The following is a 25,864-nucleotide window of genomic DNA, read 5'->3' as shown; positions in this document are numbered from 1 at the left end:
ATGGGCCGTTACCCCGCGTGTGCTCCGAGGTTCACCGTTTCGCAAATTCAACGACTTCTGCTCGTGTTGAACCGTGGATGCCGGCACACGCCCGGCCTGACGGAACGTGTTTCGCAACGGTCCCGCGCGAGCGGGCAGCTCGGAGAAGTCCCTCCGGTCGCCACGACCCAGTATTCCCGCGCAGGCGGGAATCCAGTGGCCAAGCAGAGCAACGGTTTGCGGTAGAAAGAACACTGGGCTCCCGCCTCCGCGGGAGCCCTGAAACCGTCGGTTGTCCCGGCTCCCTGCCTCAGCCCGCCCCCCCTTCCCCATCAGGAGCATCGTCGATGACCGATCCCGCCGCGCGGTTTGCCGCGGCCTTTGCCGCCTGTCCGCTGGTCGCGATCCTGCGCGGCCTCACCCCGGCCGAATGCGAAGGCGTCGGTGACGCCCTGGTCGATGCCGGCTTCACCCTGCTCGAAGTGCCGCTCAACTCGCCCGATCCGCTGGTCAGCATCGCCGCCATGGCGAAACGCTATGCCGGCCGGGCGATGGTCGGCGCGGGCACGGTGCTGACCCCGCAGGCGGTCGCCGATGTCGCGCAGGCGGGCGGCGAGCTGATCATCTCGCCCAATACCGATACCGAGGTGATCCGCGCCTCGGTCGCGCGCGGGCTCGTCTCGCTGCCCGGCTATTACACGCCGAGCGAGGGGTTCGCCGCGCTCGCCGCCGGGGCGCATGCGCTCAAGCTCTTCCCCGCCGACGGTGCCGGTCCCGGCTTCCTCAAGGCGCAGCGCGCGGTGCTGCCCAAGACGACGCGCGTGCTCGCGGTCGGCGGTATTGCGCCCGACACCATGGCGCCGTGGCGCGCCGCCGGTGCCGACGGCTTCGGTCTCGGCTCCAACCTCTATCGCGCCGGCAAGTCCGTCGCCGACGTCGCGCGCGATGCCGCGGCGTTCGTCACCGCCGCCAAGGAACTCGCATGACCTTTGCCCGCCTGCTCCAGCAACGCCTGCCCGACGGCAGCCGCCGTGTCCTCTTCGCCGAGGCGGCCGCGCATGTCGTCTCCGGCGTCGCCACCACCCGCGAGCTCGCCGCGCTCGCCATCGCCGAGGGCGTGACGCTCGCCGAGGCGGCGCGCGCGCGCCGTTCGGACGAGACGGTCGATCTCGCCGCCGCGCTCGCCGACGGCACCTTGCTGCCCGCGATCGATCACGACGACAACGCGCGGCTGATGCTCGCCGGCACCGGCCTCACCCATCTCGGCTCCGCCGCCGGACGCGACGCGATGCACAAGGCCGCCGCCACCGGCACGCAGACCGATTCGATGCGGCTGTTCCTCGAAGGCATGGACGGCGGTCGCCCCGCCGCCGGCGCGGTCGGCGCGCAGCCGGAGTGGTTCTACAAGGGCGACGGCCAGTCGCTGATCGCCCCCGGTGCGCCGCTCACCTCGCCCGCCTTCGCGCAGGACGGCGGCGAGGAGCCCGAGCTTGCCGGCATCTATCTGATCGGCGACGACGGCACGCCCTTCCGCCTCGGCATCGCGCTCGCCAACGAATTCAGCGATCACGTCACCGAGCGGCACAATTATTTGTGGCTCGCGCACAGCAAGCTGCGCGTCGCCGCGCTCGGGGCCGAGTTGCTGCTCGGCGAACCGCCCGCCGACATCCGCGGCACCAGCCGCATCGAGCGCGACGGCGAGACCCTGTGGGAGAAGCCCTTCCTCACCGGCGAGGCGAACATGTCGCACACGCTCGCCAACCTCGAACATCATCATTTCAAATACGCCGCCTTCCGCCGCCCCGGCGACATCCACGTCCATTTCTTCGGCACCGCGACCTTGTCCTGCGCCGACGGCGTGCAGACGCAGGCGGGCGACGTCTTCGCGATCGAGGCGGCGCCGTTCACGCTGCCGCTGCGCAACCCGCTCGCCATCGCCGACGCCGGCGCCACCCCGGTCACGGTGCGCGCGCTGTGAGCGGGCCGATCCGCCTCGCGCTCATCGGCATGGGCAAGATCGCGCACGATCAGCACGTTCCCGCGATCGCCGCTGATGCCGACATCGTCCTCACCGCGACGGTCAGCCGCAACGGGGAAGGCGTCGCCGGCGTCGCGCATTTCCGCGACATCGACGATCTGATCGCCAGCGGTCTGGAGATCGACGCGGTCGCGCTGTGCACGCCGCCGCAGGTCCGCCGTGCGATCGCCGCGCGCGCGATCGCACAGGGCTGGCACGTCTTCCTCGAAAAGCCGCCCGGCGCGACGCTCGCCGAGGTGGCGCAGCTCAGCGCTGCGGCCGACGCCGCCGGGATCAGCCTGTTCGCCAGCTGGCATTCGCGCTACGCCCCCGGCGTCGAGCCGGCGCGCGCCTTTCTCGCCGATGCCGAGATCCGCAGCGTCACGGTGACCTGGCGCGAGGACATCCGCGTCTGGCATCCGGGACAGGGCTGGATTCTCGAAGCGGGCGGCTTCGGCGTGTTCGATCCCGGCATCAACGCGCTGTCGATCGTCACCCGCATCCTGCCGCGGCCGTTCTTCATCACCGACGCCGAACTCGATTTCCCGTCGAACTGCGCCGCACCGATCGCCGCGCGGCTGCGCTTCGCCGACGATCTGGGGCTGGCGATCAGCGCCGATTTCGACTTCCGGCAGGAAGGCCCGCAAAGCTGGGACATCGTCGTCGAGACCGACCGCGGCACGCTGACGCTGCACGACGGCGGCGCGCGGCTGGTCCTGCCCGACGGCAGCGAACCGTCGCACAGCGCCGCACTGCACGGCGAATATTCCGGCCTCTACCGGCGCTTCGCCGAGATCGTCCACGCCCGCACCAGCGACGTCGACATCGCCCCGCTGCGCCATGTCGCCGACGCCTTCCTGCGCGGCGAACGCCTGACGGTGGAGCCGTTCATCGAATAACGAGCATCAGGGTTCACGCGAAGACGCGCAGGTGCTGCGTTCCTGTCAGAGCGCAGGGGGTAAGCCACAAGCGCGGCCCGATCCCTTCTCTACTCCGCGCCTCCGCGCCTCCGCGCCTCCGCGTGAACCAAAATCCTTCGCGTCGTCGCGTCTTCGCGTAAACCCTCTTTTCTTCCCAGAAAACGAAGCAGACGTGGGTTCACGCGGAGGCGCGGAGGTGTCGCGCTCCGGAGCGAGCACTCGATCCCCATCGCAATGATGAGGCGGCCATCGCGGCCGGTCAGGCGAAGCGTTCGGCAGCCTCGCCGATCGCAGCATAGATCGCGTCGAGCTCGGCATCGTCGATGCAATAGGGCGGCATGACGTAGATCGTATTGCCGAGCGGCCGCAGCAGCAGGTCGCGGTCGCGGAAGAAGGCGAGCAGCTTCGGCCCCAGCGCCGACAGATAGTCCGCCCCGTCGCGACCCAGGTCGACCGCGGCGATCGTCCCCAGCGCCCGCGGATGACGCACGCCCGGCAAGGCCGCCAGCCGCGCCGCCTGCCGCGTCGCCAGATCGGCGACCCGCGCCAGCACCGGCTCCTCCTCCCAGATCGCGATGTTCGCCGCCGCCGCCGCGCAGGCGATCGGATTGGCGGTGTAGCTCGACGAGTGGAAGAACATCCGCGCGCGATCGTCGCTGTAATGCGCCTGATAGATCGGCTCGCGCGCCATCGTCACCGCCAGCGGCACCGCGCCGCCGGTCAGCCCCTTCGACAGGCAGAGGATGTCGGGCACCACGCCCGCCTGCTCGCACGCCAGCAGCGTCCCCGTCCGCCCCCAGCCGGTCATCACCTCGTCGGCGATGAACAGCACGGCATGACGCGCGCAGATCGCCGCCATCTCGGCGAGGACATGCGACGGATAGGTCAGCATCCCCCCGGCGCCGACGATCAGCGGCTCGACGATCAGCGCCGCCGGCGCTGCGCGGCACGCCGCCTCCAGCGCATCGAGCGTCGCCTGCTCCGCCCCCGCTGCGGGAAAGGGAATGGTCGCGACGTCGAACAGCAACGGTTCGTACGCCCGGTTGAACGCGCCGCGCGCGCCGACCGACATCGTCCCGATCGTATCGCCGTGATAACCGTGTTCGAGCACCAGGATGCGGTGCCGCGGCTCGCCCCGGTTGAGCCAATAGCCGAGCGCCATCTTGAGCGCGACCTCGACCGCGGTCGATCCCGAATCGGAGAAGAACACCCGCGTCAGCGCCGGCGGCATCAGCCGCAGCAGCCCCGCCGCCACCGCCTCGGCCGGCTCGTGGCTCCAGCCGGCGAAGATGATCTGGTCGAGCCGCTCCGCCTGCGCGGCGATCGCCGCCATGATCCGCGGCTCGCGATGGCCGTGCGTCGTCACCCACCAGCTCGAGATCGCATCGACGATCCGCCGCCCGTCGCGGGTGTACAGCGCCGCGCCCTCGCTGCGCACCACGGTCGGGATCGGCTCGCCGAGCCCATGCTGGGTGAAGGGATGCCAGATCGGCGAAGTCATGCGAAATCCTCGGGTCTGAACCCGGCCGCGAAGGCCTGCGCCAGCGTGGCGGCGTCGAGCGGCGCGACCCGACCGAGCCGGCCGAGCCGCCTGACCCGGCCGATCGCCGCGATCGTCGCCTCGCTATCCTCCTCCGGCTCGCCGACGAAGGCGATGCCGAGGATCGGCACGCCGCGGTGGCGCAACGCCTCGATGCTGAGCAGGCTGTGGTTGATCGTGCCGAGCGCGGTCCGCGCGACCAGCACCACCGGCGCCTGCCACGCCGCGAATTGGTCGGCGTAGAGCCGGTCGCCGGCGAGCGGCACCAGCACGCCGCCCGCGCCCTCGACCACCAGCGTACCGTCGACCGAGGGCAGCGCGAGCCGCGCCGGATCGATCGTCACCCCGTCGATCGCCGCGGCGCGATGGGGCGAACAGGGCGTCGCCAGCCGATAGGCCTCGGGCAGCACCCGCGTCACGCCGAGCCGCCGCACCACGTCGCCATCGCCGTCGCCGGCGGGATCGAACCCCGCCTGCACCGGCTTCCAATAGGTCGCCCCGAGCGCCGCGGCGAGGCCGGCGGCGAACACCGTCTTGCCGATGTCGGTATCGGTGCCCGTCACTACGATCGTCCGCGTCATCGCAACAGCTCCGCCAGTCCGTGAATCGCCGCGTCATCGACGTGGCAGGTGATCGAGATGCGCAGCCGCGCCGTCCCCGCCGGCACCGTCGGCGGCCGGATCGCGCGCACGTCATAGCCCGCCGCCTGACAGCGCGCGGCGAGCGCCACCGCCGCGCCGTCCGCCCCGACGAGGACGGGGAGGATCTGCGATCCCGTCGCCCGGCCCAGCGCCGCCTCCGCCACGCCGATCCGCGCCCAGAGCCGCGCCTGCCGCTCGGGCTCGTCGGCGAGGATGCGCAGCGCCTCGCGCACCGCCACCGCGATCAGCGGCGACGGCGCGGTCGAGAAGATGAAGCCGCGCGCGCGGTTGACCAGATGGTCGCGCAGCAGCCGCGGCACGCACAACAGCCCGCCCTCCGCGCCGAGCGCCTTGCCGCAGGTGTGCAGCGTGACGACGTTCTCGCGCCCGTGCAGCGCCGCCGCCAGCCCGCGCCCGCCGTCGCCGAACACGCCCGTCGCATGCGCCTCGTCGATCATCAGCATAGCCTGATGTCGGTCGGCGAGCGCGACGAGATCGGCGAGCGGCGCGCGGTCGCCATCCATGCCGTAGAGGCTCTCGACGACGATCCACGGCGTGCCCGTCCCGCCGCCGCGCCGCCAGTCGCGGATCGCCGCCTCGAACGCCGCGACATCGTTATGCGCCGCCGCCACCCGCGGCGCGCGGCCGAGGCGCATGCCGTCGTGCGCGCTCGCGTGGATCAGCGTGTCGTGGATCACCAGATCGCCCGGCTGCGGCAGCGTCGCCAGCGCCGCGACATTGGCGGCATAGCCATTGGCGAGGAACAGCGCCGCCTCGCTGCCGAAATAGGCCGCCGCCTCCGCCTCCAGCGCCTCATGTTCGGGATCGTTGCCGCGCAGCAGGCGCGACCCGCCCGAACCGATCCCGACGCCGCGATCCAGCGCCGCCGCCACCGCCGCACGCAGCCGCGCCGAGTCGCCGAGGCCGAGATAATCGTTCGAGGTGAAATCGGCGCCGGCGCGCGGCACCAGCCGCCGCAGCCGGTCGGCGCCCGCCAGCCTAGCCAGATCGTCGCGGTAGAATTGCAGCATCCCCGCCCTTTAGCCGATGAACCGCGACACGCCATCATCCCGCGCTGGTCATCGCCCCGCCGCCTCCGGTAGAGACGACGCGCTACGCGGCGAAGGCGGGGGGATGATGACGATACGGGCGATGATCGTGGCAGGGGCGATGGCGCTGTTCGTGCCGACCGTGGCGGCGGCCCAGCCGGTCACGCTGCCGCGCACCATCCTGTTCATCGGCAACAGCTTCACCCAGGGCGAACATTCCCCGGTGCGCAACTGGCATGCCGGCACCGTCACCGATCTCAACGGCGCGGGCTATGGCGGCGTGCCGGCGCTGTTCAAGGAATTCACCGAGGAGGCCGGGTTGCGCTACGCAGTCAGCCTCGAGACGCAGGGCGGGCAGAGCCTCGCCTTCCATTACGACCAGCGCCGGCATCTGTTCGACCGCGCCTGGGACGTCGTCGTCTTGCAGGAATATAGCACGCTCGATCGCGAGCGGCCGGGCGATCCGGCGCGCTACATCCGCAGCGTCGGCGCGCTCACCGATCTGTTCCGCGCGCGCAATCCGGCGGTGCGGGTCAATCTGATGGCGACGTGGAGCCGCGCCGATCAGACCTATCTGCCCGGCGGCCACTGGTACGGCCGCGGCATCGCCGCCATGGCCGACGATCTGCGCGCCGCCGCCGACCGCGCCCGCCGCACGCATCCCGCGGTGAGCGGCATCATCCCGGTTGGCCAGGCGTGGCTGCGCGCCTTCGCCGCCGGCATCGCCGATCCCAATCCTTATGACGGGGTCAGCTACGGCCAGGCCAATTTCTGGACCTACGATCAATATCACGCCAGCGCCGCGGGCTATTATCTCGAAGCCCTGCTCGTCTTCGGGCGCGTCACCGGCGTCGATCCGCGCACCCTCGGCCGTACCGAGCGCGCCGCCGACGAACTCGGCCTCTCCCCCGACCTCGCCGCCTCGCTGCAACTCGTCGCCCGCGAGCAACTCGAACGCGGCTGAGGTCATCTCGGGTATTCGCGCAGAGGCGCGGAGGACGCAGAGAGGCGGCTATGCCGCTGCTCCGTGCTTATCTCCCGGCGGAGCCTAGGTGAGTTCACGCGAAGACGCGAAGATGTCCCGCCCCGCCGCCGGCGCGGCCCACGCTTTCTACCGGCAAGATAAGAGGAACACGCCAGCCCCAGCCGCACCCTCTTCGCGTCTTCGCGTCTTTGCGTGAAATCTCCATCGAGGCGTGCCGGCGCGGAGGCGCGGAGCAGCGACGTATGCGGCCGTCGGTCCGATGATCCGGAAGCCTGAACGGGTTCACGCGACGACGCGAGGACGTCCTGCCTCGCCGCCGGTGCGGTCCGTGCTCTCCACCGCGCGCCCTTGGCGTCTTCGCGTCCTCGCAGGAAATCGATCGAGGCATACCGGCGAGGATCGGGAGCACCTGCGCGCCCTCCGCGCCTCTGCGCGCACAAACCGCCTCGCCCAGCTACCAGGCCGCGAACCGCGCTTTCGGCACCGCCGGTCCCGCCCGCGCCGCGCCGAGCCGCCCGTCGCGCAGCAGCGGCAGCACCGCCATCGCCGGGCTGCGCTCGTTGGCGACGAGCATCTCACCCGCCTCGGGCCGCAGCAGGAAGAAGCGCGGCCAGTCGCCGCCGCACGGCGCCTGTTCGATCAGCCGCGGTCGCAGCGGATCGTCGAGCGCGAACACCGCGATCGTATTCGGCCCGCGGTTGGAGGCATAGAGCCGCTTGCCCGCCGCATCGACCGCGACATGGCCGACATAGCCCTCCCGCCCCGCCGGCAGCGTCGGCTGCGCGCCGATCGTGGTGAACCGGCCGTCCGCCTCGATCCGCAGCGTCGTCAGCCGGCTGTCGAGTTCGCTGACCAGATAGGCGAGCCGCCCGTCGGGGTGCCAGGCGATATGCCGCGGCCCCGATCCCGGCGGCGCCTGCCATGCGACCATCGTATCGACCACCCGCCCGCCGACGATGCGATGCGCGAACACCGCATCCGCGCCGAGGTCGACCGCATAGAGCCAGCGCCCGCCGCCGCCGAAGCCGACCCAATGCGGATGCGGCTCCGCCTGTCGCGCGGCATTGGGTCCGCGGCCGTGATGCCGGACGATCTGCGCCGCTCCCGGCACGCCGTCGCGCAGCCGATGCACCGACACCGTCCCGCCGCTGTAATCCGCCACCGCGGCAACCGAGCGATCGGGCGCGATCGCGAGATGGACGGGCTCGTGGCCGCCGGTCGCCGCCGCGCCGCGCGACCGCCAGCCGGCGTCGAAGCCGATCAGCCGCCCGCCCGCCTTGCCGGAAAAGACCGCGAGCCGCCCCGTGCCGTCCGGCACCGTCCATTCGAGCCCGTCCGGCAGCGCCAGCCGCCGCACCCCGCCCGCCGCGCCGAGCGCGAAGGCGCCGCCGTCCGACGACGCCGCGACGCCCTCACGCGGCGGCGCGGCGGCGGCGGGCAAGGCGACGCTCGCACCGATGCCGGCGAGCAGGGCGCGCCGGTCGAGCGTCATTCAGACGCGCATCGGCATCAGCACGTACAGCGCCGGTGCCTTGTCATTCTCGCGGATCAGCGTCGGCGCCGCCGCGTCGTTGAGGTGCACCTCGACCACGTCGCCGTCGATCTGGCCCAGGATGTCGAGCAGATAACGGCTGTTGAAGCCGATCTCGAACGGCAGCGAGACATATTCGCCGGGCACTTCCTCCGCCGCGGTGCCGTTTTCCGGGCTGGTCACCGACAGCGTGATCTTGTCGCGGTCGAGCGCCATCTTGACCGCGCGGGTCTTTTCGGTGGCGATCGTCGAGACGCGATCGACGCCTTCTTCGAAGCTGCGCGGATCGAGCTTGAGGATCTTGTCGTTCGCGGTCGGGATGACGCGCGAATAATCGGGGAAGGTGCCGTCGATCAGCTTGGAGGTGAGGATCGCCTGCCCCAAGTCGAAGCGGATCTTGGTCCCCGATAGCGACACGCCGACCGAGCCGTCGACCTCGTCGAGCAGCTTGCGCAGCTCGGCAACGCATTTGCGCGGCACGATCACGTCGGGCATCCCCGCCGCGCCCTCGGGCCGCGGCAGCGTCACGCGGGCGAGGCGATGGCCGTCGGTCGCCGCCGCCTTGAGCGTCGGCTCGGCCGCATCGTCCTGGACGTGCAGGAAGATGCCGTTGAGATAATAGCGCGTCTCTTCGGTCGAGATGGCGAAGCGCGTCTTGTCGATGATCTGCTTGAGCGTCTCCGCCGGAATCTCGAACTGCGTCGGCAGCTCGCCCTCGGCGATCACCGGAAAGTCGTCGCGCGGCAGCGTGCCGAGGCTGAAGCGCGCGCGCCCCGCGACGATCGACATCCGCCCTTCCGACGCGGCGAGCTGCACCTGGCTGCCGTCGGGCAGCTTGCGCGCGATGTCGAACAGCGTGTGCGCCGACACCGTCGTCGATCCCGGCTGGTCGACCGCGGCCATCACCGATTCGTTGATCTGGAGGTCGAGGTCGGTCGCCATCATCCGCAGCTGGCCCTCGGCGGTCGCCTCGAGCAGCACGTTCGACAGGATCGGAATGGTATTGCGCCGCTCCACCACCGACTGGACATGGCTCAGCCCCTTGAGCAGCGTTGCGCGTTCGATCGTCGCCTTCATGAATCCTAACCCCTGCCCCCGCTAACGGGTATTCCCCGAGTCCGGGGCGTGTTCCACTCCGTCCTACCCATGAAAAAGGGGTAGGAGCAAGCGTGCCGACCCCTCGGGCGATTCCAGTTAACGTGGCGTTAGCGCGGGTGGAGCGCGGCGATGCGCGGGAAAATGCGAAAGCCGTTGCTTTTGCCCTGTCGCCCTCCGACACCCGCGGCATGACCCTCCCCGCCCCGATTGCGCGCCGCGGCCGTGATTTCATCGCCCGCCACGGCGAAACCGTGTTCAACGCCGCCGCGCGGTTGCAGGGCGACGCGGCGCACACGCCGCTCACCCGCGCCGGCTTCGCGCAGGCCGAGGCGATCGGGTGCGCCTTGCGCGAGCGGCTCGGCGTGCGGCCGGCGCTGACCCTGTGGGCCTCGCCGACCGGCCGCGCCTTGCAGACGCTGGCGGTGATCGCCGAGCTGCTCGACCTCGACTGGCATGGCGCCCGCCTCGATGCGCGGCTCGGCGAGATCGGCATGGGCAGCTGGGGCGGGCGCGGCTATGCGGAGCTGGCCGGCGCGGTCGGCCCGATCGTCACCGCCGACGGCCTGCTCCGCCCCGCCCCCGACGGCGAGGATTACCGGCAGATCGCCGCGCGCGTCACCGGCTGGCTCGTCGACACCGCGGGCGATCCGGGCGACCGGCTGGTGATCTCGCACGGCATCAGCAGCCGCGTGCTGCGCGGGGTGATGACCGGGCTGCCGCCGCATCCCGACTGGGGCGCGCCGATCGCCGCCGGCCTGCCGCAGGGATCGCTCGCCTGCATCGCCGCCGGGGTCGAGACGATCGCGCATCGCGGCACCGGCCACGCCCCCGCATGAGCCTGCTGCTCGCCGTCTTGGTTGCCGCCACCCCCGCCGGGCGCGAGACGATCGGCGTCTATCAGGGCTGGGGCGCGTTCCGCGACGCCACGCCGGCGCGCTGCTATGCGATCGCGCGCCCGGTCGCGGCGGGAGGCCGCACCGGCGGCTGGGCGAGCATCGCCACTTGGCCGGGCCGCGGCCTGCGCAACTCGCTGCACATCCGCCTGTCGCGCCCGCGCGACCGCGCCGCGCGGGTGACGCTGAGCGTCGGCGAGCGCCGCTTCGACCTCGCCGCCACCGACCGCGACGCCTGGGCGACCGACGGCCCCAGCGACCGCGCCATCCTCGCCGCGCTGCGTTCCGGCCGCAGCATGAGCATCGAAGCCGTCGCCACCGGCGGCCGCCCCTTCGCCGACGTCTACCGCCTCGCCGGCGCCGCCACCGCGATCGACGCGGCGGCGCTGGCCTGCGCGGGGCGGTGAGGCGTTCCTGCGCCGGCAGGAGCGCAGGGTTCCACACGCCGTCCGACGGTGCTCCGCCGGGCCCTCCGCTTCGGCTGGCGCAGGATCACGCGCGCTTATCCGACACCATGGCAAATCGCACCGTTTTCGCCTATATGCCGGCGATGCTCGACAGCGTTGCTCCTCCGATGCCCATTCCGGGCCATATCGATCCCGTGCCCGTGCCGCGCGCGCCGACCTTCCGCGAGGACGGGCGGATCGACCTGATCGGCCTCGGCAAGGACGCATTGCGCCAGACGCTGCTCGATGCCGGCATGGAGCCGCGACAGGCGAAGCTGCGCGGCAAGCAGATCTGGCACTGGCTCTACAATCGCGGCGTCACCGAATTTTCGGCGATGACCGACATTTCCAAGACGATGCATCCGTGGCTGGAGCAGCGCTTCGTCATCGGCCGGCCGGAGGTGGTCGAGGCGCAGGTGTCGACCGACGGGACGCGCAAATGGCTGCTGCGCTCGCCCGACGGGCAGGATTACGAGGCGGTGTTCATCCCCGACGCCGATCGCGGCACGCTCTGCGTGTCGAGCCAGGTCGGCTGCACGCTCAACTGCCGCTTCTGCCACACCGGCACGATGCGCCTCGTCCGCAACCTCACCGCGGGCGAGATCGTCGGCCAGGTGATGCTCGCGCGCGACGCGCTCGGCGAATGGCCGAGCCAGCCCGAAGGGCGGATGCTCACCAATATCGTGATGATGGGCATGGGCGAGCCGCTCTACAATTTCGACGCGGTGCGCGACGCGCTCAAGCTGGTGATGGATGGCGACGGCCTCGCCCTCTCCAAGCGCCGCATCACGCTCAGCACCAGCGGCGTCGTGCCGATGATGGCGCGCGCCGGCGCGGAGATCGGCGTCAACCTCGCCGTGTCGCTGCACGCGGTGACCAAGGAGGTGCGCGACGAGATCGTGCCGCTCAACAAGAAATACGGCATCGAGGAGCTGTTGCAGGCCTGCGCCGATTATCCCGGCACCAACAACGCCCGCCGCATCACGTTCGAATATGTCATGCTTAAGGACAAGAATGATTCGGATGCCGAGGCGCACGAGCTCGTCCGGCTGCTGCGCAAATACGACCTGCCCGCCAAGGTTAATCTGATCCCGTTCAACCCCTGGCCCGGCGCGCCCTATGACACGTCGACGCCGGAGCGGGTGCGGCGGTTCAGCGACATCGTCTTCCAGGGCGGCATCTCCGCACCGGTGCGCACCCCGCGCGGCCGCGATATCGACGCCGCCTGCGGCCAGCTCAAGACCGCGGCCGAGAAGAAGAGCCGCGCGCAGCTCGACCGCGAGGCCGACGAGAAGATGGCCGCGCTTGGCTGATCCGGCGACGCTCGCCTTCGCGGCGGGCGCAGGAATGGTCGGCGGCGCGATGAACGCGCTCGCCGGGGGCGGCTCGTTCGCGACGATGCCGACGCTGATCGCGCTCGGCCTGCCCTCGACGATTGCCAATGCGACCAGCAACGTCGCCGTCCAGCCCGGCGCGATGGCGAGCGCCTGGGCCTATCGCGGCGGGCTCGCGCCGCTCGGCGGGGTCGGCATCCGCACGCTGTCCGCGATCACCTTCGCCGGCGGCCTCGCCGGCAGCCTGCTGCTCGCCTGGACGCCGGCGCGCGCCTTCGACGTCATCGTGCCGTGGCTGCTGCTCGCCGCGACGATCGCGATCGCGCTCGGCCGCCATGCCTCCGACTGGCTGAGCACCCGCTTCGCCGCGGGGCCGCGCAGCCTCGTCGCCGGGCAGGCGCTGCTCGGCATCTATGGCGGCTATTTCGGCGGCGGCGTCGGCATGATGCTCACCGCCATGTGGGGATTGCTCACCGGCGACAGCCCCGCCGCGCTCGCCGCGCCGCGCACGCTGATGCTCGCGGTTGCCAACAGCGCGGCGACGATCGTCTTCATCGCCAGCGGCATGGTCGCATGGACCCTCTGCCTGCCCATGATGATCGGCTCGATCGCCGGCGGCTATCTCGGCGCCCTCGTCGGCCGCCGCCTGCCGCCGGGCGTGATCCGCGGCTGGACGCTGCTGGTGACGGTCGCGACGACCGCGGTCTTCTTCTGGCGCGCCTACGGCTGATGTGCCGTACGTGCCTCGACACGCTCGGGGCTGACGGAGGAGGGGCTAGGGGCCGATCAGCCGGCGCCATCGTCCCAGGCGCTGAGAGAATGATGCGAGTCGACTTGTCGCGCCGGCGGCTTTCGTTCGCGCGGAGGCGCGGAGGGTGCCGGGTCAGCGAGGCGGTATGGTGGCTATCTTGAGAGGTATGAGGCTGACCCGCGCGTCACCTTGCCGCGCCACTGCGCCACTGCGCGAAATTCTCTCCGCAGAGCCACCACCGCCGCGCGCGAAGGCGACCGCCACTCACTCCCAGCGCGAGGCTGCCGCGTCATCCGTCTCCCGCGCCTCGACCCAGCGTGCCTCGCCGTCGCGGGTTTCGCGTTTCCAGAAGGGGGCGTCGGTCTTGAGCCGGTCGATGAGATAGGCGCAGGCGTCGAGCGCGGCGGCGCGATGCGGGGCGGCGGCGGCGACGAAGACGATGCGCGCGCCCGGCGCCATCGTCCCGACGCGGTGGACGATCGTCGCCGCGCCGAGCGACCAGCGCGCCACCGCCTGCGCCGCGACGCGTTCGAGCGCCGCCTCGGTCGCCCTCGGATAATGTTCGAGTTCGAGCGTGCCGACACCGTCGTCGGCACGGACCAGTCCGGTGAAGGTCGCCACCGCGCCGGCGCCCGCCGTCGCTTCGGCGAGTGCCATTTCGGCCGCGATGTCGATCGCTTCGGGAGTGACGCGGATGCGGATCATCCCCCGGTCACCGGCGGGAACAGCGCGACCTCGCGTGCGCCGACGATCGAGGCGTCGGTGGCGACGAACGCCTGATCGACCGCGGCACGCAGCCGGCCGCGATCCGCCAGCGCCGCCGCGCCGGCCTCGTCGCGCGCCGCCAGCCAGTCGATCAGGCCGGCGACGTCGGTGACCCCGGCGGGCAGCTCGACCGTCTCGTGCGCGCGGCCCATCCGCTCGCGCACCCAGGCGAAATAGAGGAGATCGAGGCGCATCGCTCAGTCCATATGCTTGAGGCCGACGCGCAGGTAATCCCAGCCCGTCACCAGCGTCAGCGCCGCCGCCGCCCACAGGCAGCCGAGTCCGGTCGCCTTGATCCAGCCCTGCGCCGGCAGCGCGCCGGCGAGGATCAGCGCGCCGAAGGCGACGAGTTGCAGCGTCGTCTTCCATTTGGCGAGCTTCGAAACCGGCAGCGACACCTGCAAGCCGGCAAGGAATTCGCGCAAGCCCGACACCGCGATCTCGCGCAGCAGGATGATCAGCGCGGCGATCAGATGCACGCCGGTGATCAGCGCGCGGTCGTCGTGCCGCGTGCCGACCAGCATCAGGATCACCGCGGCGACCATGATCTTGTCGGCGATCGGATCGAGGAAGACGCCGAGCTTCGACACCGCGCCCTGCGCGCGCGCCAGATAGCCGTCGAAATAATCGGTGATGCCCATCAGGCAGTAGAGCGCGAAGGCGATGCCGAACCCCGCCTCCCAGCGCGGCCACCAGAGCAACGCGACGAGCAGCGGCACCGCGACGATCCGCGACAACGTCAGGAGGTTGGGCAAGGTCAGCATCGTCGCCCTCCTACTCCGCCGCGGCAGCGGGCGGAACCCCTGCGGAAAGCACTGTGCCGGATCGACGCGCTCGCCACGGGTAAACGGCTGCTTTTGTCCGCGGCCGGGCGCGCTTCGGGGAAGGCGCGGATCCGGGTCACGCGGAGGCGCGGAGGACGCAGAGGAGTTGCGGGTGCGGCGGCCGCATTCGTCACTTGCTGGCCCTGCGATGTCTCGTCGTGCACGGAGAGCCACCTCTCCGCCTCTCCGCTCCTCCGCGCCTCCGCGCGAACCGAAGCCTTCGGGCTTGACGGTTCCGCACGCGCGGTTTGTCGCAGCGCCGACGGACGGGATTTCGCCCGCAGCTTGGCTTCCCGCCTTTCCCCTGTCCGTTAGTCCTGAGCTCGTCGAAGGGCGGGCTTCCTCGCCCACCGCGCTCTTGAGGAAGCGTGTGCTTCGACAGGCTCAGCACGAACGGGATGTGGGTCGCATTCGGTTCCGGCGTGGCTCGCAGGGGACCGTGGACGAGAGTTCATGCGGAGACGCGGAGACGCGGAGAGGTAGCGGGCAGCCTCAGCTTGCGCCGACTGGCCGTACGATCAGGCACCGACGCTGCGCGCCCCCGCGTCCTCCGCGCCCCTGCGCGGATCGATGGCTCAGGCGTGCACCATCGTCCCCGCGCCCTCGGAGGTGAAGATCTCCAGCAGCATCGCATGCGGTACGCGACCGTCGAGGATCACCGCCGCGTCGACCCCGGCCCCGACCGCGGCGACGCAGGTCTCGACCTTGGGGATCATCCCGCCGGAGATCGTCCCGTCCGCCTGCAACGCCGCGATCTTCGCCGGATCGAGGTCGGTGAGCAATGTTTTGTCCTTGTCGAGCACCCCGGCGACATCGGTCAGCAGGAAGAATCGCGCCGCGCCGAGCGCTCCGGCGATCGCGCCGGCCATCGTGTCGGCGTTGATGTTATAGGTCTGGCCGTCGCGGCCGCTGGCGATCGGCGCGATCACCGGGATGATGCCGCTCGCCGACAGCGTGTCGATGATCGTCCGGTCGACCGCGACCGGCTCGCCGACGAAGCCGAGATCGACGTGCCGCTCGATCCCCTGCAACGTGTCGGGCGTATCGCGCCCGACCTTGCGCGCGGTGACGAGATTGGCGTCCTTGCCCGAGATGCCGACCGCGCGGCCGCCCGCCTGGCCGATCCAGTTGACGATTTCCTTGTTGATCGAACCGGCGAGGACCATCTCCGCGATCCGTGCGGTTTCCGCGTCGGTGACGCGCAGCCCGTCGACGAAGCGCGATTCGACGCCAAGCCGCTTGAGCATCGCACCGATCTGCGGCCCGCCGCCATGCACCACCACCGGGTTGATGCCGACCGCCTTGAGCAGCACGACATCCTCGGCGAAGTCGCGCGCCAGCTCCGGATCGCCCATCGCATGGCCGCCATATTTCACCACGAAGGTCTTGCCCGCATAGCGCTGCAGATAGGGCAGCGCGTCGGTGAGCGTTTCGGCCTTGGCGAGCAGCGCGGCGGTGGCGATCGAGTCGGTCATCCGCGCGCCTTTAGCCGCGGATGGTCACGCGGTGAAGGTGCTGTGGGGATAGACGCGCATTCATGACCGGGCGGCTAAAACGACTCCCCCGCCCCGCCCTCACCCATCGGTCGCTACGCGACCCCTCCCTCTCCCGACGGGAGAGGGAGGGGTCGCCGAAGGCGGTGGGAGGGTGAGGGCAGGAGCGAAACGTTGAGGATTACCGCGCGCCCTCCAGCCCCGCCCCGACATCCGCCTGCGCGAGATAGCGCGGCGCCACCCGCGCCCGCGCCCGCTGCTCATAGGCATAGCCCGCGCCCAGCACCGTCGCATCGTCGCCCTTGGTGGCGATGAACGACAGTCCGACCGGCAGCCCCTTGGCGAGGCCCATCGGCACGGTGAGATTGGGATAGCCCGCCACCGCCGGCAGCTCCGACGAGGACGGCCCGTTATATTGGTCGCCGTGCACCGGATCGCTCAGCCATGCCTCGGCATAGGTCGGCTCGACCAGCACGCGCGCGCCGGCGCGGCGCAGCATGCCGTCGATCGCCTCGCTCGCCAGTCGCAGCGAGGTCGCGCGCGCCGCCTTGTACGCCGGATCGCCCAGCCCCTTGGTCTGCGCCGCCGCCTCGAACGTCTCCTGCGCGAAGAACGGCATCTCCTGCGCCGCCTGCGCGCGGTTGAAGGCGATCAGCTGGTCGAGCGTGCGCGCGGTCACCGCCGGCGGGGTGGTCGCCAGATAGGCGTCAAGATCCGCCTTGAGCTCGGTCTTGAGCACGGTGAACTCGGCCTCGCCGAGCGCCTCGGTCTTGGGCGCCTCGACCGGCACCAGCACCGCGCCCGCCGCCTTGAGCACGGCGAGCGCGCGGTCGAACGACGCCGCCACCTCGGTCGACAGCCCCTCCGGGCGCAGCACCGCGACGCGTATCCCCGACAGCGCGCTCACCGACAGGCCGGCGGCATAATCGTGCGCCACCGCGCCCGCCGTTGCCGGATCGGCCGGATCGGCGCCGACCATCGCCGAGAGCAGGATCGCCGCGTCGCGGACGCTGCGCGCCATCGGCCCGGGCGTATCCTGCGAATGGCTGATCGGCACGACGTGCGTGCGGCTGACCAGGCCGATCGACGGCTTCAGCCCGACCAGCCCGTTGATCGACGAGGGACAGACCACCGATCCGTCGGTCTCCGTGCCGACCGCCGCCGCGGCGAAGCTCGCCGCCACCGCCGCGCCCGATCCCGACGACGATCCGCAGGCCGTGCGATCGAGCGCATAGGGATTGCGCACCAGCCCGCCGACCGCGCTCCAGCCGCTCATCGCATGGCTCGAACGGATGTTCGCCCATTCGCTGAGGTTGGTCTTGCCGAGGATCACCGCCCCCGCCGCGCGCAGCCGCGCCACCACCGGCGCGTCGCGGTGGGTGACATTGTCCTTGAGCGCGAGGCTGCCCGCGGTGGTCGGGATCGGATCGGCGGTCTCGATATTGTCCTTGATGAGCACCGGCACGCCGTGCAGCGGGCCACGGATGTGGCCGGCGCGGCGTTCCTCGTCGAGACGCTTGGCCTGCGCCAGGGCGTCGGGATTGAGCGCGATCACCGCATTGAGCCGCGGCCCCTTGCGATCGAGCGCGGCGATCCGGTCGAGATAGGCGCGCGTCATCGCGACGCTGGTCGTCTTGCCGGCGGTCATCATCGCCTGCACCTGGTCGAGCGGCACTTCCTCCACCCGCGGCCCCTTGGCGAGCGCCGGTGCCGCCGTCGCGGACAGTAAAACCGCTAGAAACATCAATCGCATGGAACCCCCCTGCCGTTTTGCGCGATGCTAGGGCGAAGACGGTGCGGCGCAAGCGCCCGCGTGCGGCCGCTATAAGAGGATGACGATGACCGATTTGCCGTGGCACGACTGATCCGCCCCCTCGCCGGGCTGCTGGTGCTGATCGTCGTGGTCGTCGGGCTCGGCGCGACGATCGTGCCGCGCTTCCTCGATCGCCTCTATTATCGCGGGCCGCCGACCGACCATTTCGACGGCGCGCGCTTCGTCAACCCGGATCGCGACAGCCCCGCGCCGACGCTGCCCGGCGGCCGTGCCGGCTTCTTCTGGCGGCAGCTGACCGGCAGCGACGGCCGCCCCCGCTGGCCGGCGCAGGTCGCGGTGACGCCGGCGCGCCCCGCCGCGCGCGTCGACGGCGACCGGATGGTGGTGACCTGGATCGGCCATGCCACCGTACTGATCCAAACGCAGGGGCTCAACATCCTCACCGACCCGATCTATGCCGAGCGCGCCGGGCCGCTCGGCTTCGGCCCACGCCGCGTCGCCGCGCCGGGGGTGCGGCTCGTCGACCTGCCGCGGATCGACCTGATCCTCGTCAGCCACGACCATTACGACCATCTCGACCTCGCCGCGCTCGGCGCGCTGTGGCGGCGCGACCATCCGGCGATCGTCACCAGCCTCGGCAACGACAGCGTCATCGGTCAGGCGGGGGCGCGTGCGCTCGGGCTCGACTGGGGCGGCAGCGCGACGATCGACGCCACCGGCCTGCACGACACCAGCCGCGATCCGCGCTGCGACCCCGACGGCTGGTGCCCGGGCGACCGCGCCCGCGTCTTCGTCACGCGCAACCATCATTGGGGCAGCCGCTGGTTCAGCGACCGCAACCGCGCGCTCTGGTCGAGCTTCGTCGTCCGCCTGCCGCGCGGCGGCAATCTGTTCTTCGCGGGCGACACCGGCTTCGGCGACGGCCTGTGGCCGGGCGAGGCGGCGGCCTATGGCCCGATCCGCTTCGCGATGATCCCGATCGGCGCCTTCCGCTTCCAGCCCGGCCAGATGGCCTCGGGCAGCCACATCGGCCCCGCCGAGGCGGCGCTGATCCACCAGCGGCTCGGCGCGGCGCGCTCGCTGCCGATCCACTGGGGGACGTTCCGCCTGTCCTACGAAGGCTATGACACGCCGCCGCGGATGCTGGCGGCGGCGATGCGCTGCTCGGGCGGCGACGGCTTCGCCGCCCAGCCGATCGGCGTGCCGTTCGAGGTGCCGGTCTATGCGCCGCCGGCGCGCGGCACGCCGATGACGGCGCCCGAGATGATGCGCTGCCTCGACACGCCCGCGGTGAGGGCGTTACGGTAAGAAGGGTCTTGGGGGAGCGCGCGCCCCCCTTCGTCATCCCGGCGAAAGCCGGGATGACGAGAAAGAGAGGCGTCAGTGCCCTGGCACCCTCACCCGCGCCCTCCCCTGGAAGGGGCGAATCACCTCAATCGACGAACGCCCGCTCGATCACATAGGTCCCGGCCTTGGCGTTCGAGCCCTCCTCGAACCCCAGCCCGTCAAGCATCGCCGCCGTCTCGCGGATCATCGCCATCGAGCCGCACAGCATGATCCGGTCGGTCTCCGGATCGAGGCGTTTGGCCCCCTGTACCGGATCACCGAACAGCGCCGCGCTTTCGATCAGGTCGCCGATCCGCCCGGTGGTGCGGAACGGTTCGCGCGTCACCGTCGGCACATAGTGGAATTGCGTCGCCGCCTCATCCGACACCAGCGGATCGTCGGCCAGCCGCGCCTGCAGTTCGTCGTGATAGGCAAGGTCGCTGACCTGCCGCACCGAATGGACCAGGATCACCTGATCGAACATGCTGTAGACGTCGGGATCGCGCGCCAGGCTGAGGAACGGCGCAAGACCGGTGCCGGTCGAGAAGAAGAACAGGCGCTTGCCGCCGATCAGCGCGTCGGTGACGAGCGTGCCCGTCGGCTTCTTGCCCATATAGACCTCGTCGCCCGGCTGGATCAGCTGGAGCTTGGAGGTGAGCGGCCCGTCCTCGACCTTGATCGACAGGAATTCCAGCTCCTCGGCATAATGCGGGCTGGCGATCGAATAGGCGCGCATGATCGGCTTCGCGCCCTCGCCCCCCTCCTCCGGCCAAGCGCCGGGCAGGCCAATCATCACGAACTCGCCCGAGCGGAAGCGGAAGCTCGCCGGCCGCTCGACCGCGAAGCTGAACAGCCGGTCGTTCCAATGGCGCACCCACAGCACCTTGACGTTGGCGAACGCCTTGGTCTCGGGCAGGGTAACGGGCGAGCGGACATCGGTCATGCGGATCGGGCTTCGGGCAGTTTGCGAAGGGATCGCATTATGAACCCGCGCCGCCCGGGTCAACCAAAGCAAAGCTTGGGCTTGCCCCGGCTGGTCATTGCCGCCGCGCGACCGCTTCCCCATATATGTTCCCGATATGGCCATCCAGATCCGCACCAGCCTCGCCGAGCCGGAGACCGGCGAAAGCTTCGTCCCGCATCGTCCGTCGCGCCCCGAAAAGGCCGAAGGCAGCCGCCCGTTCAAGCTGGTCAGCGACTATTCGCCGTCGGGCGACCAGCCGACGGCGATCGCCGAGCTCACCGCCACCGCGCGCGCCGGCGAGAAGGATCAGGTGCTGCTCGGCGTCACCGGCTCGGGCAAGACCTTCACCATGGCCAAGGTCATCGAGGAATTGCAGCGCCCCGCGCTGATCCTCGCCCCCAACAAGATCCTCGCCGCGCAGCTCTATGGCGAGTTCAAGAGCTTCTTCCCGGAGAATGCGGTCGAGTATTTCGTCAGTTACTACGATTACTATCAGCCCGAGGCCTATGTGCCGCGCTCGGACACCTATATCGAGAAGGAATCGTCGACCAACGAGTCGATCGACCGGATGCGCCATTCGGCGACGCGGTCGCTGCTCGAACGCGACGACGTCATCATCGTCGCCTCGGTATCGTGCCTCTACGGCATCGGCTCGGTCGAAACCTATTCGGCGATGATCTTCGATCTCAAGAAGGGCACGACGGTCGACCAGCGCGAGATCGTCCGCAAGCTCGTCGCGCTCCAGTACAAGCGCAACGACGCCGCCTTCGCGCGCGGCAATTTCCGCGTGAAGGGCGACACGCTGGAAATCTTCCCCTCGCATTACGAGGACAGTGCCTGGCGGATCAGCTTCTTCGGCGACGATATCGAGGACATCATCGAATTCGACCCGCTCACCGGCAAGAAGGTGGCGAGCCTCAACAGCGTCCGCGTCTATGCCAACAGCCATTACGTCACGCCGGGACCGACGCTCAAACAGGCGGGCGACGCGATCAAGCACGAGCTGGCCGAACGGCTCAAGGAGCTGGTCGCGGAAGGCAAGCTGCTCGAGGCGCAGCGGCTCGAGCAGCGCACCAATTTCGACCTCGAGATGATCGCCGCCACCGGCAGCTGCGCGGGGATCGAGAATTACAGCCGCTTCCTCACCGGCCGCCTGCCGGGTGAGCCGCCCCCCACCTTGTTCGAATATCTGCCCGAGAATGCCGTCCTCTTCGTCGACGAGAGCCACCAGACCGTGCCGCAGATCGGCGCGATGGCGCGCGGCGACCATCGTCGCAAGATCACGCTCGCCGAATATGGCTTTCGCCTGCCCTCGTGCATCGACAACCGGCCGCTGCGCTTCAACGAATGGGATGCGATGCGCCCGCAGACGGTCAGCGTCTCGGCGACGCCGGGCAATTGGGAGATGGAGCAGACCGGCGGCGTCTTCGCCGAACAGGTCATCCGCCCGACCGGGCTGATCGATCCGCCGGTCGAGATCAAGCCGGTCGAGGAACAGGTGCAGGACCTGATCCAGGAATGCCACAAGACGACCGCCGCCGGCTATCGCACCCTGGTGACGACGCTGACCAAGCGCATGTCCGAGGATCTGACCGAATATATGCACGAGGCGGGGATCAAGGTCCGCTACATGCATTCCGACGTCGAGACGCTGGAGCGTATCGAGCTGATCCGCGACCTCCGGCTCGGCGTCTATGACGTGCTGATCGGCATCAACCTGCTGCGCGAGGGGCTGGACATTCCCGAATGCGGGCTGGTCGCGATCCTCGACGCCGACAAGGAAGGCTTCCTGCGCTCCGAGACGTCGCTGATCCAGACGATCGGCCGCGCCGCGCGCAACGTCGACGGCCGCGTCATCCTCTACGCCGACCGGGTCACCGGCAGCATGGAGCGCGCGATGAACGAGACCGCGCGCCGCCGCGAGAAGCAGGAGGCGTACAACCTCGAACATGGCATCACGCCGACGACGATCCGCCGCAACATCGGCGACATCATCGCGCACGTCAGCCAGGGCGATCAGGTCACCGTGCCGATCGACGAGGACCGTCCGCACATGGTCGGCCACAATCTGCGCGCCTATATCGAGGATCTCGAGAAGCGGATGCGCAAGGCGGCGAGCGACCTCGAATTCGAGGAGGCCGGACGCCTTCGCGACGAGATCCGCCAGCTCGAGAACGAGGAGCTCGGCCTCCCCGCCGCCGAGCAGAAGGCGCCGATCATGGGCCGCTCGAACGAGGGCAAGCCCGGCACGCGCAAGACGCGCTACGGCAAGGAGCAGAAGATGCGGATGGGGGGACGGCGCGGGCGGTAGGGCCTCTATTATGGTGGCATGCGGGATGACGGCGACCTGACCGTGACAACTGCGGACATCGGCGAGCGGGATCGATCCGGCCGATGATCCGCAGCTTTGCCGATGCGAAAACGGAACGCATATGGAATCGCGACAGAAGTCGCTTGCTTCCGCCGGACATCCAGCAGCGGGCGATGCGGCGGTTGACGCTGCTCGACTCTGCACAAAGCCTGGAAGAACTGGCTCAGATCAAGGGCAACCGGCTGCACGCTTTACAGGGCGATCGTGCCGGCCAGCATGCGATTGCCATCAACATGCAGTGGCGGGTATGCTTTCTATGGAAGGACGGAGACGCATATGACGTCGAAATCGCCGATTACCACTGAAGCCGACTGGCTGGACAATGAGCACGCCGGCGACCTGCTGCTCAGCGAGTTCCTCGAGCCTGAGAATCTGAGCGTCGCCCAGCTTGCGGAAGCGATCGATATCGATCCCGACCGTATCCACGCGGTCATCGATGGACGCCGGTCGGTCGATGCCGAAACCGATCTCCGCCTCGCACGATATTTCGGCCTGTCCGAGGGGTTCTTCCTGCGCCTGCAAGATCGCTATGCGATCGTCGCGGCCAAGCGCGCCTTGGCGGGTGCGCTCGACCGGATCGTCCCTCGCCCCGCTTAACCGGCGCTGAGATTGGCGCTGTTCACCCCGTAATAGCTCGCCACGCGATCAGCATAGGCCTGGTCGAACACCGGCGCGTTGTTCGCCCAGCTCGGCCCGCCCTCCAGCATACGGCGGTCGATCGTCACCACATAGAGGTCGCGGACCGGATCGAACTGGAGCAGTTCGAACGGCAGCGGGTAGAAGCTCTTGCCCATGCCGAGGAAGCCGCCGAGGCTGAGCACCGCGTGCGTGGAACGCCCCGACCCCTTATGCACCATCAGCGCATAGACCGACCCGACCTGATCGCCGTCGCGGCTTTCCACCTTCAGCGAATGGGCGACGTTCGCCTGGACGAGCAACTGGGTGGCGGTGGTGGTGGCGTCGGTCGACATCGGATGCTCCTTGCTTGCCGCAGGTGAACCGACGTTCGGGCGCGGCGGTTCCACGCACGCGCGGGTTGAGGCCGCGGCGCCCTTCCCGCATAAGCCTTGGCGATGCGTATTGTCCTTGCCGCCGCCCTGGCGCTCGCCGCCGCCGCCTGCGTCCCGCAGCCGGTGCCGCCGCCCGCCCCCGCGCCGTCGCCGGTCGCCGCGCTTCCCGCGCCGCCGGTCAGCGCGCCGCCGCCGCGTGGCAACGACTGGCGCGACTGGCCGCTCACCCCCGGCGACTGGACCTGGGCGCGCGACGCGCGCGGCAGCATCGCGCGATTCGGCGTGCCGGGCGGTGCGATCCGCCTCGCCCTGCGCTGCGACGCCGCGCAGCGCCGCATCCTGCTGTCGGTCGAGGGCGCGACGGCGACGACGCTCACCGTCCGCACCACCAGCGTCACCCGCGCCGTGCCGGTGCAACCCGCCGGCGGCAATCCGCCCGCGCTACAGGCGGCGCTCGCCGCCGACGACGGCCTGCTCGATGCGATGGGCTTCAGCCGCGGCCGTTTCGTCATCGAGCATCGCGGCGGCGCGACGTTGGTCGTGCCGGCCTGGGCGGAGATCGAGCGGGTGACGGAGGATTGCCGCGGCTGAGCCGGCGGCAGAGCGGCGAAGCCTCGCGGAATTCGTCCTGCATTACAAGACTTGTTTGCGCCCCCGGTTGTGCGCACATAGGCGTCGTGGCCGGTACCGGTCACATGGCTATCAACAAGCGAAAGGAGGTGATCCGATGTCTCATGGTTCAGCAGTGAGTTCGGTTCGGTTCGTTCGGGGGACTGGCTTCTGACATCCGTTTGAATCGTGTCCGGGGGGTATCCTCCCCCAATCAACGGCACGACGAGGATGACGGGAGTTTCATGGTTTCCCGGGCTGGAGCTCTCCGGCCGCTGACCATGTTTGGGGGGTGTCGTGTTGCCGGGAGGCGCACGGCACCCTCTTCTCATTTTGACGCCGCCCTCTTCCGGTCGCCGCCGCGGCGGCCTAGTCTCCGCCGCACGCGGAGGGATGATGATGGCGAAGCGGATCTGGGCTGTTCTGTTCGGGGTCGTCGCGGTGGCGATGATCGTCTGGTGGGTCGGCCGGCGTCAGGCGATCCCCGTCACGCCGCCGCCGGCGGACACCGGCGTTCGGGTCGTCCGCGTCGGGCCGCCGCCCCAGCCGTCGCAGCCGCAGCCGTTGCCCACCCGCATGCCGCATGCCGCGCCGGCGCCGCTCGCCGTCCCACCCAATCCCGGCGCGGGCGACGATCCGGTCGCGCAGCTGATCCCGCCCGCCGGGTCCGATCCCGCGCAGCTCCACGCCCGCTTCCGCGCCGAGCCGCGCGATCCCGCCTGGGCCGCGCGCAACGAGGCCGGGCTGCGTAACGCGCTCGCCGACGTGCCGCAGATCGGCGGCGGCAATGCGCTGGCGGTCCGCTGCGCGACCCGCCTGTGCGAGGTGAGCGGCACCATGACCCCCGGCCTGCCCGAGGCCGACGGCAATCGCACGATGCAGGCGTTGCAGGGCGATGCCCTGTCACGCCGCGCCGCGACGCTCGGCCTCGACGGGCGCATGACGAGTTTCGGGTCGTCGAACGGCCGCCCGACCTTTCTGCTCATCTACACGCGCAAATAGAGCGCAGCCTCCTAGAGGAACGCCTTGGCGCGCTTGAGGACGAGGTTGCAGAGCTGGGTCTTGACCTGCCCGCGCAGCCCTTCGAGGGAAAGCGCATCACCGTCGGGGCTCTCGAGCCGCCCCGCCTGACCCGCGGCATAGCCCGGCGTACGCTGCACGTCGCGCTGCCCGGTGAGCCGGCCGAGCACGCTCGCCGCACCGCCCGCGCCGGTCGCCCCGCTGCCGAGCAGCCGGTTCTTGAGGCAATAGCCGAGCAGACCCGCCGCATTGCCCGCGCCGATCGACCCGATCTGCGGCAGGCCGCCGCCGCCGAGCAGCCCGCCCGCCTGCCCGAGCAATCCGGCGAGCGGCGACTGCTGCATATCCCCCTGGCCGAGCAGCCCGGCGAGCGGCGACGCCTGCCCGACCGGATCACGCTCCTGCGCGGCGGTACGCGCCCGATCGGCGCTCTGCGCCTCCGCCAGCGTCGGCGTGAGGATCAGCGCGGCGGCAAGGATCGTCTTCATCACTCGGTCTCCCGGTACCATCATCGCAACACCCGT

At 70.3% G+C, this 25,864-nt stretch carries 27 protein-coding genes; 14 read left to right on the top strand and 13 right to left on the bottom strand.

Translation table 11 applies throughout. From position 1 onward, the window contains the following. The first annotated feature begins 326 nt into the window (after positions 1-326). Genes V8201_RS01320 through V8201_RS01310 form a run of 3 tightly spaced genes read left to right on the top strand, consistent with a single transcriptional unit; the run spans position 327 to position 2,895 of the window. Positions 327-965, top strand: coding sequence for a 2-dehydro-3-deoxy-6-phosphogalactonate aldolase (locus tag V8201_RS01320; protein ID WP_037532022.1), 639 nt, complete (start codon positions 327-329; stop codon positions 963-965). Further along, positions 962-1,957 carry an AraD1 family protein gene (araD1, locus tag V8201_RS01315; protein WP_336544293.1) on the top strand — a complete coding sequence of 332 codons (996 nt, stop codon included), beginning with the start codon at positions 962-964 and terminating at the stop codon, positions 1,955-1,957. The genes V8201_RS01320 and araD1 overlap by 4 nt, the downstream gene beginning before the upstream one ends. Further along, positions 1,954-2,895, top strand: coding sequence for a Gfo/Idh/MocA family protein (locus V8201_RS01310; RefSeq protein WP_336544292.1), 942 nt, complete (start codon positions 1,954-1,956; stop codon positions 2,893-2,895). Before araD1 ends, V8201_RS01310 begins: the two co-directional genes overlap by 4 nt. A 280-nt stretch (positions 2,896-3,175) precedes the next feature. Here V8201_RS01310 and V8201_RS01305 read toward each other — a convergent pair whose 3' ends face one another. From V8201_RS01305 to V8201_RS01295, 3 genes are read right to left on the bottom strand one after another with little or no spacing between them, the layout of a single operon-like run. Beyond that, the gene (locus V8201_RS01305; RefSeq protein WP_336544291.1) at positions 3,176-4,417 is read right to left on the bottom strand and encodes an adenosylmethionine--8-amino-7-oxononanoate transaminase; all 1,242 of its coding nucleotides are present in this window, start codon (positions 4,415-4,417) and stop codon (positions 3,176-3,178) included. Continuing rightward, positions 4,414-5,037, bottom strand: a complete 624-nt coding sequence (gene bioD / locus V8201_RS01300) for a dethiobiotin synthase (protein ID WP_037532019.1) — start codon at positions 5,035-5,037, stop codon at positions 4,414-4,416. Before bioD ends, V8201_RS01305 begins: the two co-directional genes overlap by 4 nt. Next, positions 5,034-6,128 (bottom strand): 8-amino-7-oxononanoate synthase, encoded by a 1,095-nt coding sequence (locus V8201_RS01295; protein WP_336544290.1) that lies wholly within the window; start codon positions 6,126-6,128, stop codon positions 5,034-5,036. Before V8201_RS01295 ends, bioD begins: the two co-directional genes overlap by 4 nt. Positions 6,129-6,234: 106 nt before the next feature. On the opposite strand from V8201_RS01295, the gene V8201_RS01290 reads away from it, so the two are divergent. Then, positions 6,235-7,110, top strand: coding sequence for an SGNH/GDSL hydrolase family protein (locus tag V8201_RS01290; RefSeq protein WP_373276439.1), 876 nt, complete (start codon positions 6,235-6,237; stop codon positions 7,108-7,110). A 475-nt stretch (positions 7,111-7,585) separates the two neighbouring features. Here the strand turns inward: V8201_RS01290 and V8201_RS01285 are convergent, their stop codons facing one another. Then, positions 7,586-8,623: a lactonase family protein gene (locus tag V8201_RS01285; protein ID WP_336544289.1), complete on the bottom strand. Its 1,038-nt coding sequence runs from the start codon at positions 8,621-8,623 to the stop codon at positions 7,586-7,588. Then, positions 8,624-9,739 carry a DNA polymerase III subunit beta gene (gene dnaN / locus V8201_RS01280; RefSeq protein ID WP_037532014.1) on the bottom strand — a complete coding sequence of 372 codons (1,116 nt, stop codon included), beginning with the start codon at positions 9,737-9,739 and terminating at the stop codon, positions 8,624-8,626. It lies immediately after the preceding gene. A gap of 209 nt (positions 9,740-9,948) precedes the next feature. Between dnaN and V8201_RS01275 the strand changes: the two genes are divergently transcribed. From V8201_RS01275 to V8201_RS01260, 4 genes are all read left to right on the top strand, one after another. Next, positions 9,949-10,596: a histidine phosphatase family protein gene (locus tag V8201_RS01275; RefSeq protein WP_336544288.1), complete on the top strand. Its 648-nt coding sequence runs from the start codon at positions 9,949-9,951 to the stop codon at positions 10,594-10,596. Beyond that, complete coding sequence (locus tag V8201_RS01270) at positions 10,593-11,060, top strand: invasion associated locus B family protein (RefSeq protein ID WP_336544287.1); 468 nt, start codon at positions 10,593-10,595, stop codon at positions 11,058-11,060. Before V8201_RS01275 ends, V8201_RS01270 begins: the two co-directional genes overlap by 4 nt. 167 nt (positions 11,061-11,227) lie before the next feature. Next, a complete protein-coding gene (gene rlmN / locus V8201_RS01265; protein ID WP_505572652.1) occupies positions 11,228-12,412 on the top strand; it encodes a dual-specificity RNA methyltransferase RlmN in 1,185 nt (394 codons plus the stop codon). After that, positions 12,405-13,163, top strand: a complete 759-nt coding sequence (locus tag V8201_RS01260) for a sulfite exporter TauE/SafE family protein (protein WP_037532011.1) — start codon at positions 12,405-12,407, stop codon at positions 13,161-13,163. The genes rlmN and V8201_RS01260 overlap by 8 nt, the downstream gene beginning before the upstream one ends. A 285-nt stretch (positions 13,164-13,448) precedes the next feature. Here V8201_RS01260 and V8201_RS01255 read toward each other — a convergent pair whose 3' ends face one another. The 5 genes from V8201_RS01255 to V8201_RS01235 all read right to left on the bottom strand — a co-directional run bounded on the left by V8201_RS01255 (position 13,449) and on the right by V8201_RS01235 (position 18,019). After that, positions 13,449-13,889 carry a molybdenum cofactor biosynthesis protein MoaE gene (locus V8201_RS01255; RefSeq protein WP_336544285.1) on the bottom strand — a complete coding sequence of 147 codons (441 nt, stop codon included), beginning with the start codon at positions 13,887-13,889 and terminating at the stop codon, positions 13,449-13,451. Beyond that, a complete protein-coding gene (gene moaD / locus V8201_RS01250; RefSeq protein ID WP_336544284.1) occupies positions 13,886-14,143 on the bottom strand; it encodes a molybdopterin converting factor subunit 1 in 258 nt (85 codons plus the stop codon). Before moaD ends, V8201_RS01255 begins: the two co-directional genes overlap by 4 nt. Positions 14,144-14,146: 3 nt before the next feature. After that, positions 14,147-14,713, bottom strand: a complete 567-nt coding sequence (gene pgsA, locus V8201_RS01245; RefSeq protein WP_037532006.1) for a CDP-diacylglycerol--glycerol-3-phosphate 3-phosphatidyltransferase — start codon at positions 14,711-14,713, stop codon at positions 14,147-14,149. 635 nt (positions 14,714-15,348) lie between these two features. Then, complete coding sequence (argB, locus tag V8201_RS01240) at positions 15,349-16,248, bottom strand: acetylglutamate kinase (protein WP_037532004.1); 900 nt, start codon at positions 16,246-16,248, stop codon at positions 15,349-15,351. A 199-nt stretch (positions 16,249-16,447) separates the two neighbouring features. Then, positions 16,448-18,019, bottom strand: coding sequence for an amidase (locus tag V8201_RS01235; RefSeq protein ID WP_336544283.1), 1,572 nt, complete (start codon positions 18,017-18,019; stop codon positions 16,448-16,450). A 108-nt stretch (positions 18,020-18,127) separates the two neighbouring features. Between V8201_RS01235 and V8201_RS01230 the strand changes: the two genes are divergently transcribed. Beyond that, entirely contained in the window at positions 18,128-19,348 is a 1,221-nt protein-coding gene (locus V8201_RS01230; RefSeq protein ID WP_373276451.1) for an MBL fold metallo-hydrolase, read from the top strand. A gap of 124 nt (positions 19,349-19,472) precedes the next feature. Here the strand turns inward: V8201_RS01230 and V8201_RS01225 are convergent, their stop codons facing one another. After that, the gene (locus V8201_RS01225; RefSeq protein ID WP_336544281.1) at positions 19,473-20,309 is read right to left on the bottom strand and encodes a ferredoxin--NADP reductase; all 837 of its coding nucleotides are present in this window, start codon (positions 20,307-20,309) and stop codon (positions 19,473-19,475) included. 136 nt (positions 20,310-20,445) lie between these two features. Between V8201_RS01225 and uvrB the strand changes: the two genes are divergently transcribed. The 3 genes from uvrB (at position 20,446) to V8201_RS01210 (ending at position 23,298) form a co-directional block, all read left to right on the top strand. Then, the gene (uvrB, locus tag V8201_RS01220; protein WP_336544280.1) at positions 20,446-22,641 is read left to right on the top strand and encodes an excinuclease ABC subunit UvrB; all 2,196 of its coding nucleotides are present in this window, start codon (positions 20,446-20,448) and stop codon (positions 22,639-22,641) included. An 83-nt stretch (positions 22,642-22,724) separates the two neighbouring features. Then, a complete protein-coding gene (locus V8201_RS01215; protein ID WP_336544279.1) occupies positions 22,725-23,006 on the top strand; it encodes a type II toxin-antitoxin system RelE/ParE family toxin in 282 nt (93 codons plus the stop codon). Then, entirely contained in the window at positions 22,978-23,298 is a 321-nt protein-coding gene (locus V8201_RS01210) for a HigA family addiction module antitoxin (protein WP_271299505.1), read from the top strand. Before V8201_RS01215 ends, V8201_RS01210 begins: the two co-directional genes overlap by 29 nt. On the opposite strand, the gene V8201_RS01205 is transcribed toward V8201_RS01210, so the two are convergent. Beyond that, complete coding sequence (locus V8201_RS01205; protein ID WP_037531998.1) at positions 23,295-23,672, bottom strand: PRC-barrel domain-containing protein; 378 nt, start codon at positions 23,670-23,672, stop codon at positions 23,295-23,297. The two genes, V8201_RS01210 and V8201_RS01205, sit on opposite strands and share 4 nt — an antisense overlap. A gap of 102 nt (positions 23,673-23,774) precedes the next feature. On the opposite strand from V8201_RS01205, the gene V8201_RS01200 reads away from it, so the two are divergent. Next, complete coding sequence (locus tag V8201_RS01200; protein ID WP_271299507.1) at positions 23,775-24,302, top strand: hypothetical protein; 528 nt, start codon at positions 23,775-23,777, stop codon at positions 24,300-24,302. A 417-nt stretch (positions 24,303-24,719) separates the two neighbouring features. Beyond that, complete coding sequence (locus tag V8201_RS01195) at positions 24,720-25,322, top strand: hypothetical protein (RefSeq protein ID WP_336544278.1); 603 nt, start codon at positions 24,720-24,722, stop codon at positions 25,320-25,322. 11 nt (positions 25,323-25,333) lie between these two features. Here V8201_RS01195 and V8201_RS01190 read toward each other — a convergent pair whose 3' ends face one another. Further along, complete coding sequence (locus V8201_RS01190) at positions 25,334-25,828, bottom strand: DUF2501 domain-containing protein (protein ID WP_336544277.1); 495 nt, start codon at positions 25,826-25,828, stop codon at positions 25,334-25,336. Positions 25,829-25,864 lie beyond the last annotated feature (36 nt).

Source organism: Sphingomonas kyungheensis (assembly GCF_037120395.1).
Lineage (GTDB): Bacteria > Pseudomonadota > Alphaproteobacteria > Sphingomonadales > Sphingomonadaceae > Sphingomonas > Sphingomonas kyungheensis.
This window is presented reverse-complemented; position numbering and strand designations above follow the sequence as displayed.

What these genes read in the sequence shown, in the direction of transcription:
- V8201_RS01190 (WP_336544277.1), bottom strand. Translation starts at nt 25,828, where the DNA reads ATGAAGACGATCCTTGCCGCCGCGCTGATCCTCACGCCGACGCTGGCG.
- V8201_RS01270 (WP_336544287.1), top strand. Translation starts at nt 10,593, where the DNA reads ATGAGCCTGCTGCTCGCCGTCTTGGTTGCCGCCACCCCCGCCGGGCGC.
- bioD (WP_037532019.1), bottom strand. Translation starts at nt 5,037, where the DNA reads ATGACGCGGACGATCGTAGTGACGGGCACCGATACCGACATCGGCAAG.
- rlmN (WP_505572652.1), top strand. Translation starts at nt 11,228, where the DNA reads ATGCCCATTCCGGGCCATATCGATCCCGTGCCCGTGCCGCGCGCGCCG.
- uvrB (WP_336544280.1), top strand. Translation starts at nt 20,446, where the DNA reads ATGGCCATCCAGATCCGCACCAGCCTCGCCGAGCCGGAGACCGGCGAA.
- V8201_RS01195 (WP_336544278.1), top strand. Translation starts at nt 24,720, where the DNA reads ATGGCGAAGCGGATCTGGGCTGTTCTGTTCGGGGTCGTCGCGGTGGCG.
- V8201_RS01290 (WP_373276439.1), top strand. Translation starts at nt 6,235, where the DNA reads ATGACGATACGGGCGATGATCGTGGCAGGGGCGATGGCGCTGTTCGTG.
- V8201_RS01320 (WP_037532022.1), top strand. Translation starts at nt 327, where the DNA reads ATGACCGATCCCGCCGCGCGGTTTGCCGCGGCCTTTGCCGCCTGTCCG.
- V8201_RS01210 (WP_271299505.1), top strand. Translation starts at nt 22,978, where the DNA reads ATGACGTCGAAATCGCCGATTACCACTGAAGCCGACTGGCTGGACAAT.
- dnaN (WP_037532014.1), bottom strand. Translation starts at nt 9,739, where the DNA reads ATGAAGGCGACGATCGAACGCGCAACGCTGCTCAAGGGGCTGAGCCAT.
- V8201_RS01305 (WP_336544291.1), bottom strand. Translation starts at nt 4,417, where the DNA reads ATGACTTCGCCGATCTGGCATCCCTTCACCCAGCATGGGCTCGGCGAG.
- V8201_RS01215 (WP_336544279.1), top strand. Translation starts at nt 22,725, where the DNA reads ATGATCCGCAGCTTTGCCGATGCGAAAACGGAACGCATATGGAATCGC.
- moaD (WP_336544284.1), bottom strand. Translation starts at nt 14,143, where the DNA reads ATGCGCCTCGATCTCCTCTATTTCGCCTGGGTGCGCGAGCGGATGGGC.
- argB (WP_037532004.1), bottom strand. Translation starts at nt 16,248, where the DNA reads ATGACCGACTCGATCGCCACCGCCGCGCTGCTCGCCAAGGCCGAAACG.
- V8201_RS01295 (WP_336544290.1), bottom strand. Translation starts at nt 6,128, where the DNA reads ATGCTGCAATTCTACCGCGACGATCTGGCTAGGCTGGCGGGCGCCGAC.
- V8201_RS01275 (WP_336544288.1), top strand. Translation starts at nt 9,949, where the DNA reads ATGACCCTCCCCGCCCCGATTGCGCGCCGCGGCCGTGATTTCATCGCC.
- V8201_RS01235 (WP_336544283.1), bottom strand. Translation starts at nt 18,019, where the DNA reads ATGCGATTGATGTTTCTAGCGGTTTTACTGTCCGCGACGGCGGCACCG.
- araD1 (WP_336544293.1), top strand. Translation starts at nt 962, where the DNA reads ATGACCTTTGCCCGCCTGCTCCAGCAACGCCTGCCCGACGGCAGCCGC.
- V8201_RS01200 (WP_271299507.1), top strand. Translation starts at nt 23,775, where the DNA reads ATGCGTATTGTCCTTGCCGCCGCCCTGGCGCTCGCCGCCGCCGCCTGC.
- V8201_RS01255 (WP_336544285.1), bottom strand. Translation starts at nt 13,889, where the DNA reads ATGATCCGCATCCGCGTCACTCCCGAAGCGATCGACATCGCGGCCGAA.
- V8201_RS01225 (WP_336544281.1), bottom strand. Translation starts at nt 20,309, where the DNA reads ATGACCGATGTCCGCTCGCCCGTTACCCTGCCCGAGACCAAGGCGTTC.
- pgsA (WP_037532006.1), bottom strand. Translation starts at nt 14,713, where the DNA reads ATGCTGACCTTGCCCAACCTCCTGACGTTGTCGCGGATCGTCGCGGTG.
- V8201_RS01285 (WP_336544289.1), bottom strand. Translation starts at nt 8,623, where the DNA reads ATGACGCTCGACCGGCGCGCCCTGCTCGCCGGCATCGGTGCGAGCGTC.
- V8201_RS01205 (WP_037531998.1), bottom strand. Translation starts at nt 23,672, where the DNA reads ATGTCGACCGACGCCACCACCACCGCCACCCAGTTGCTCGTCCAGGCG.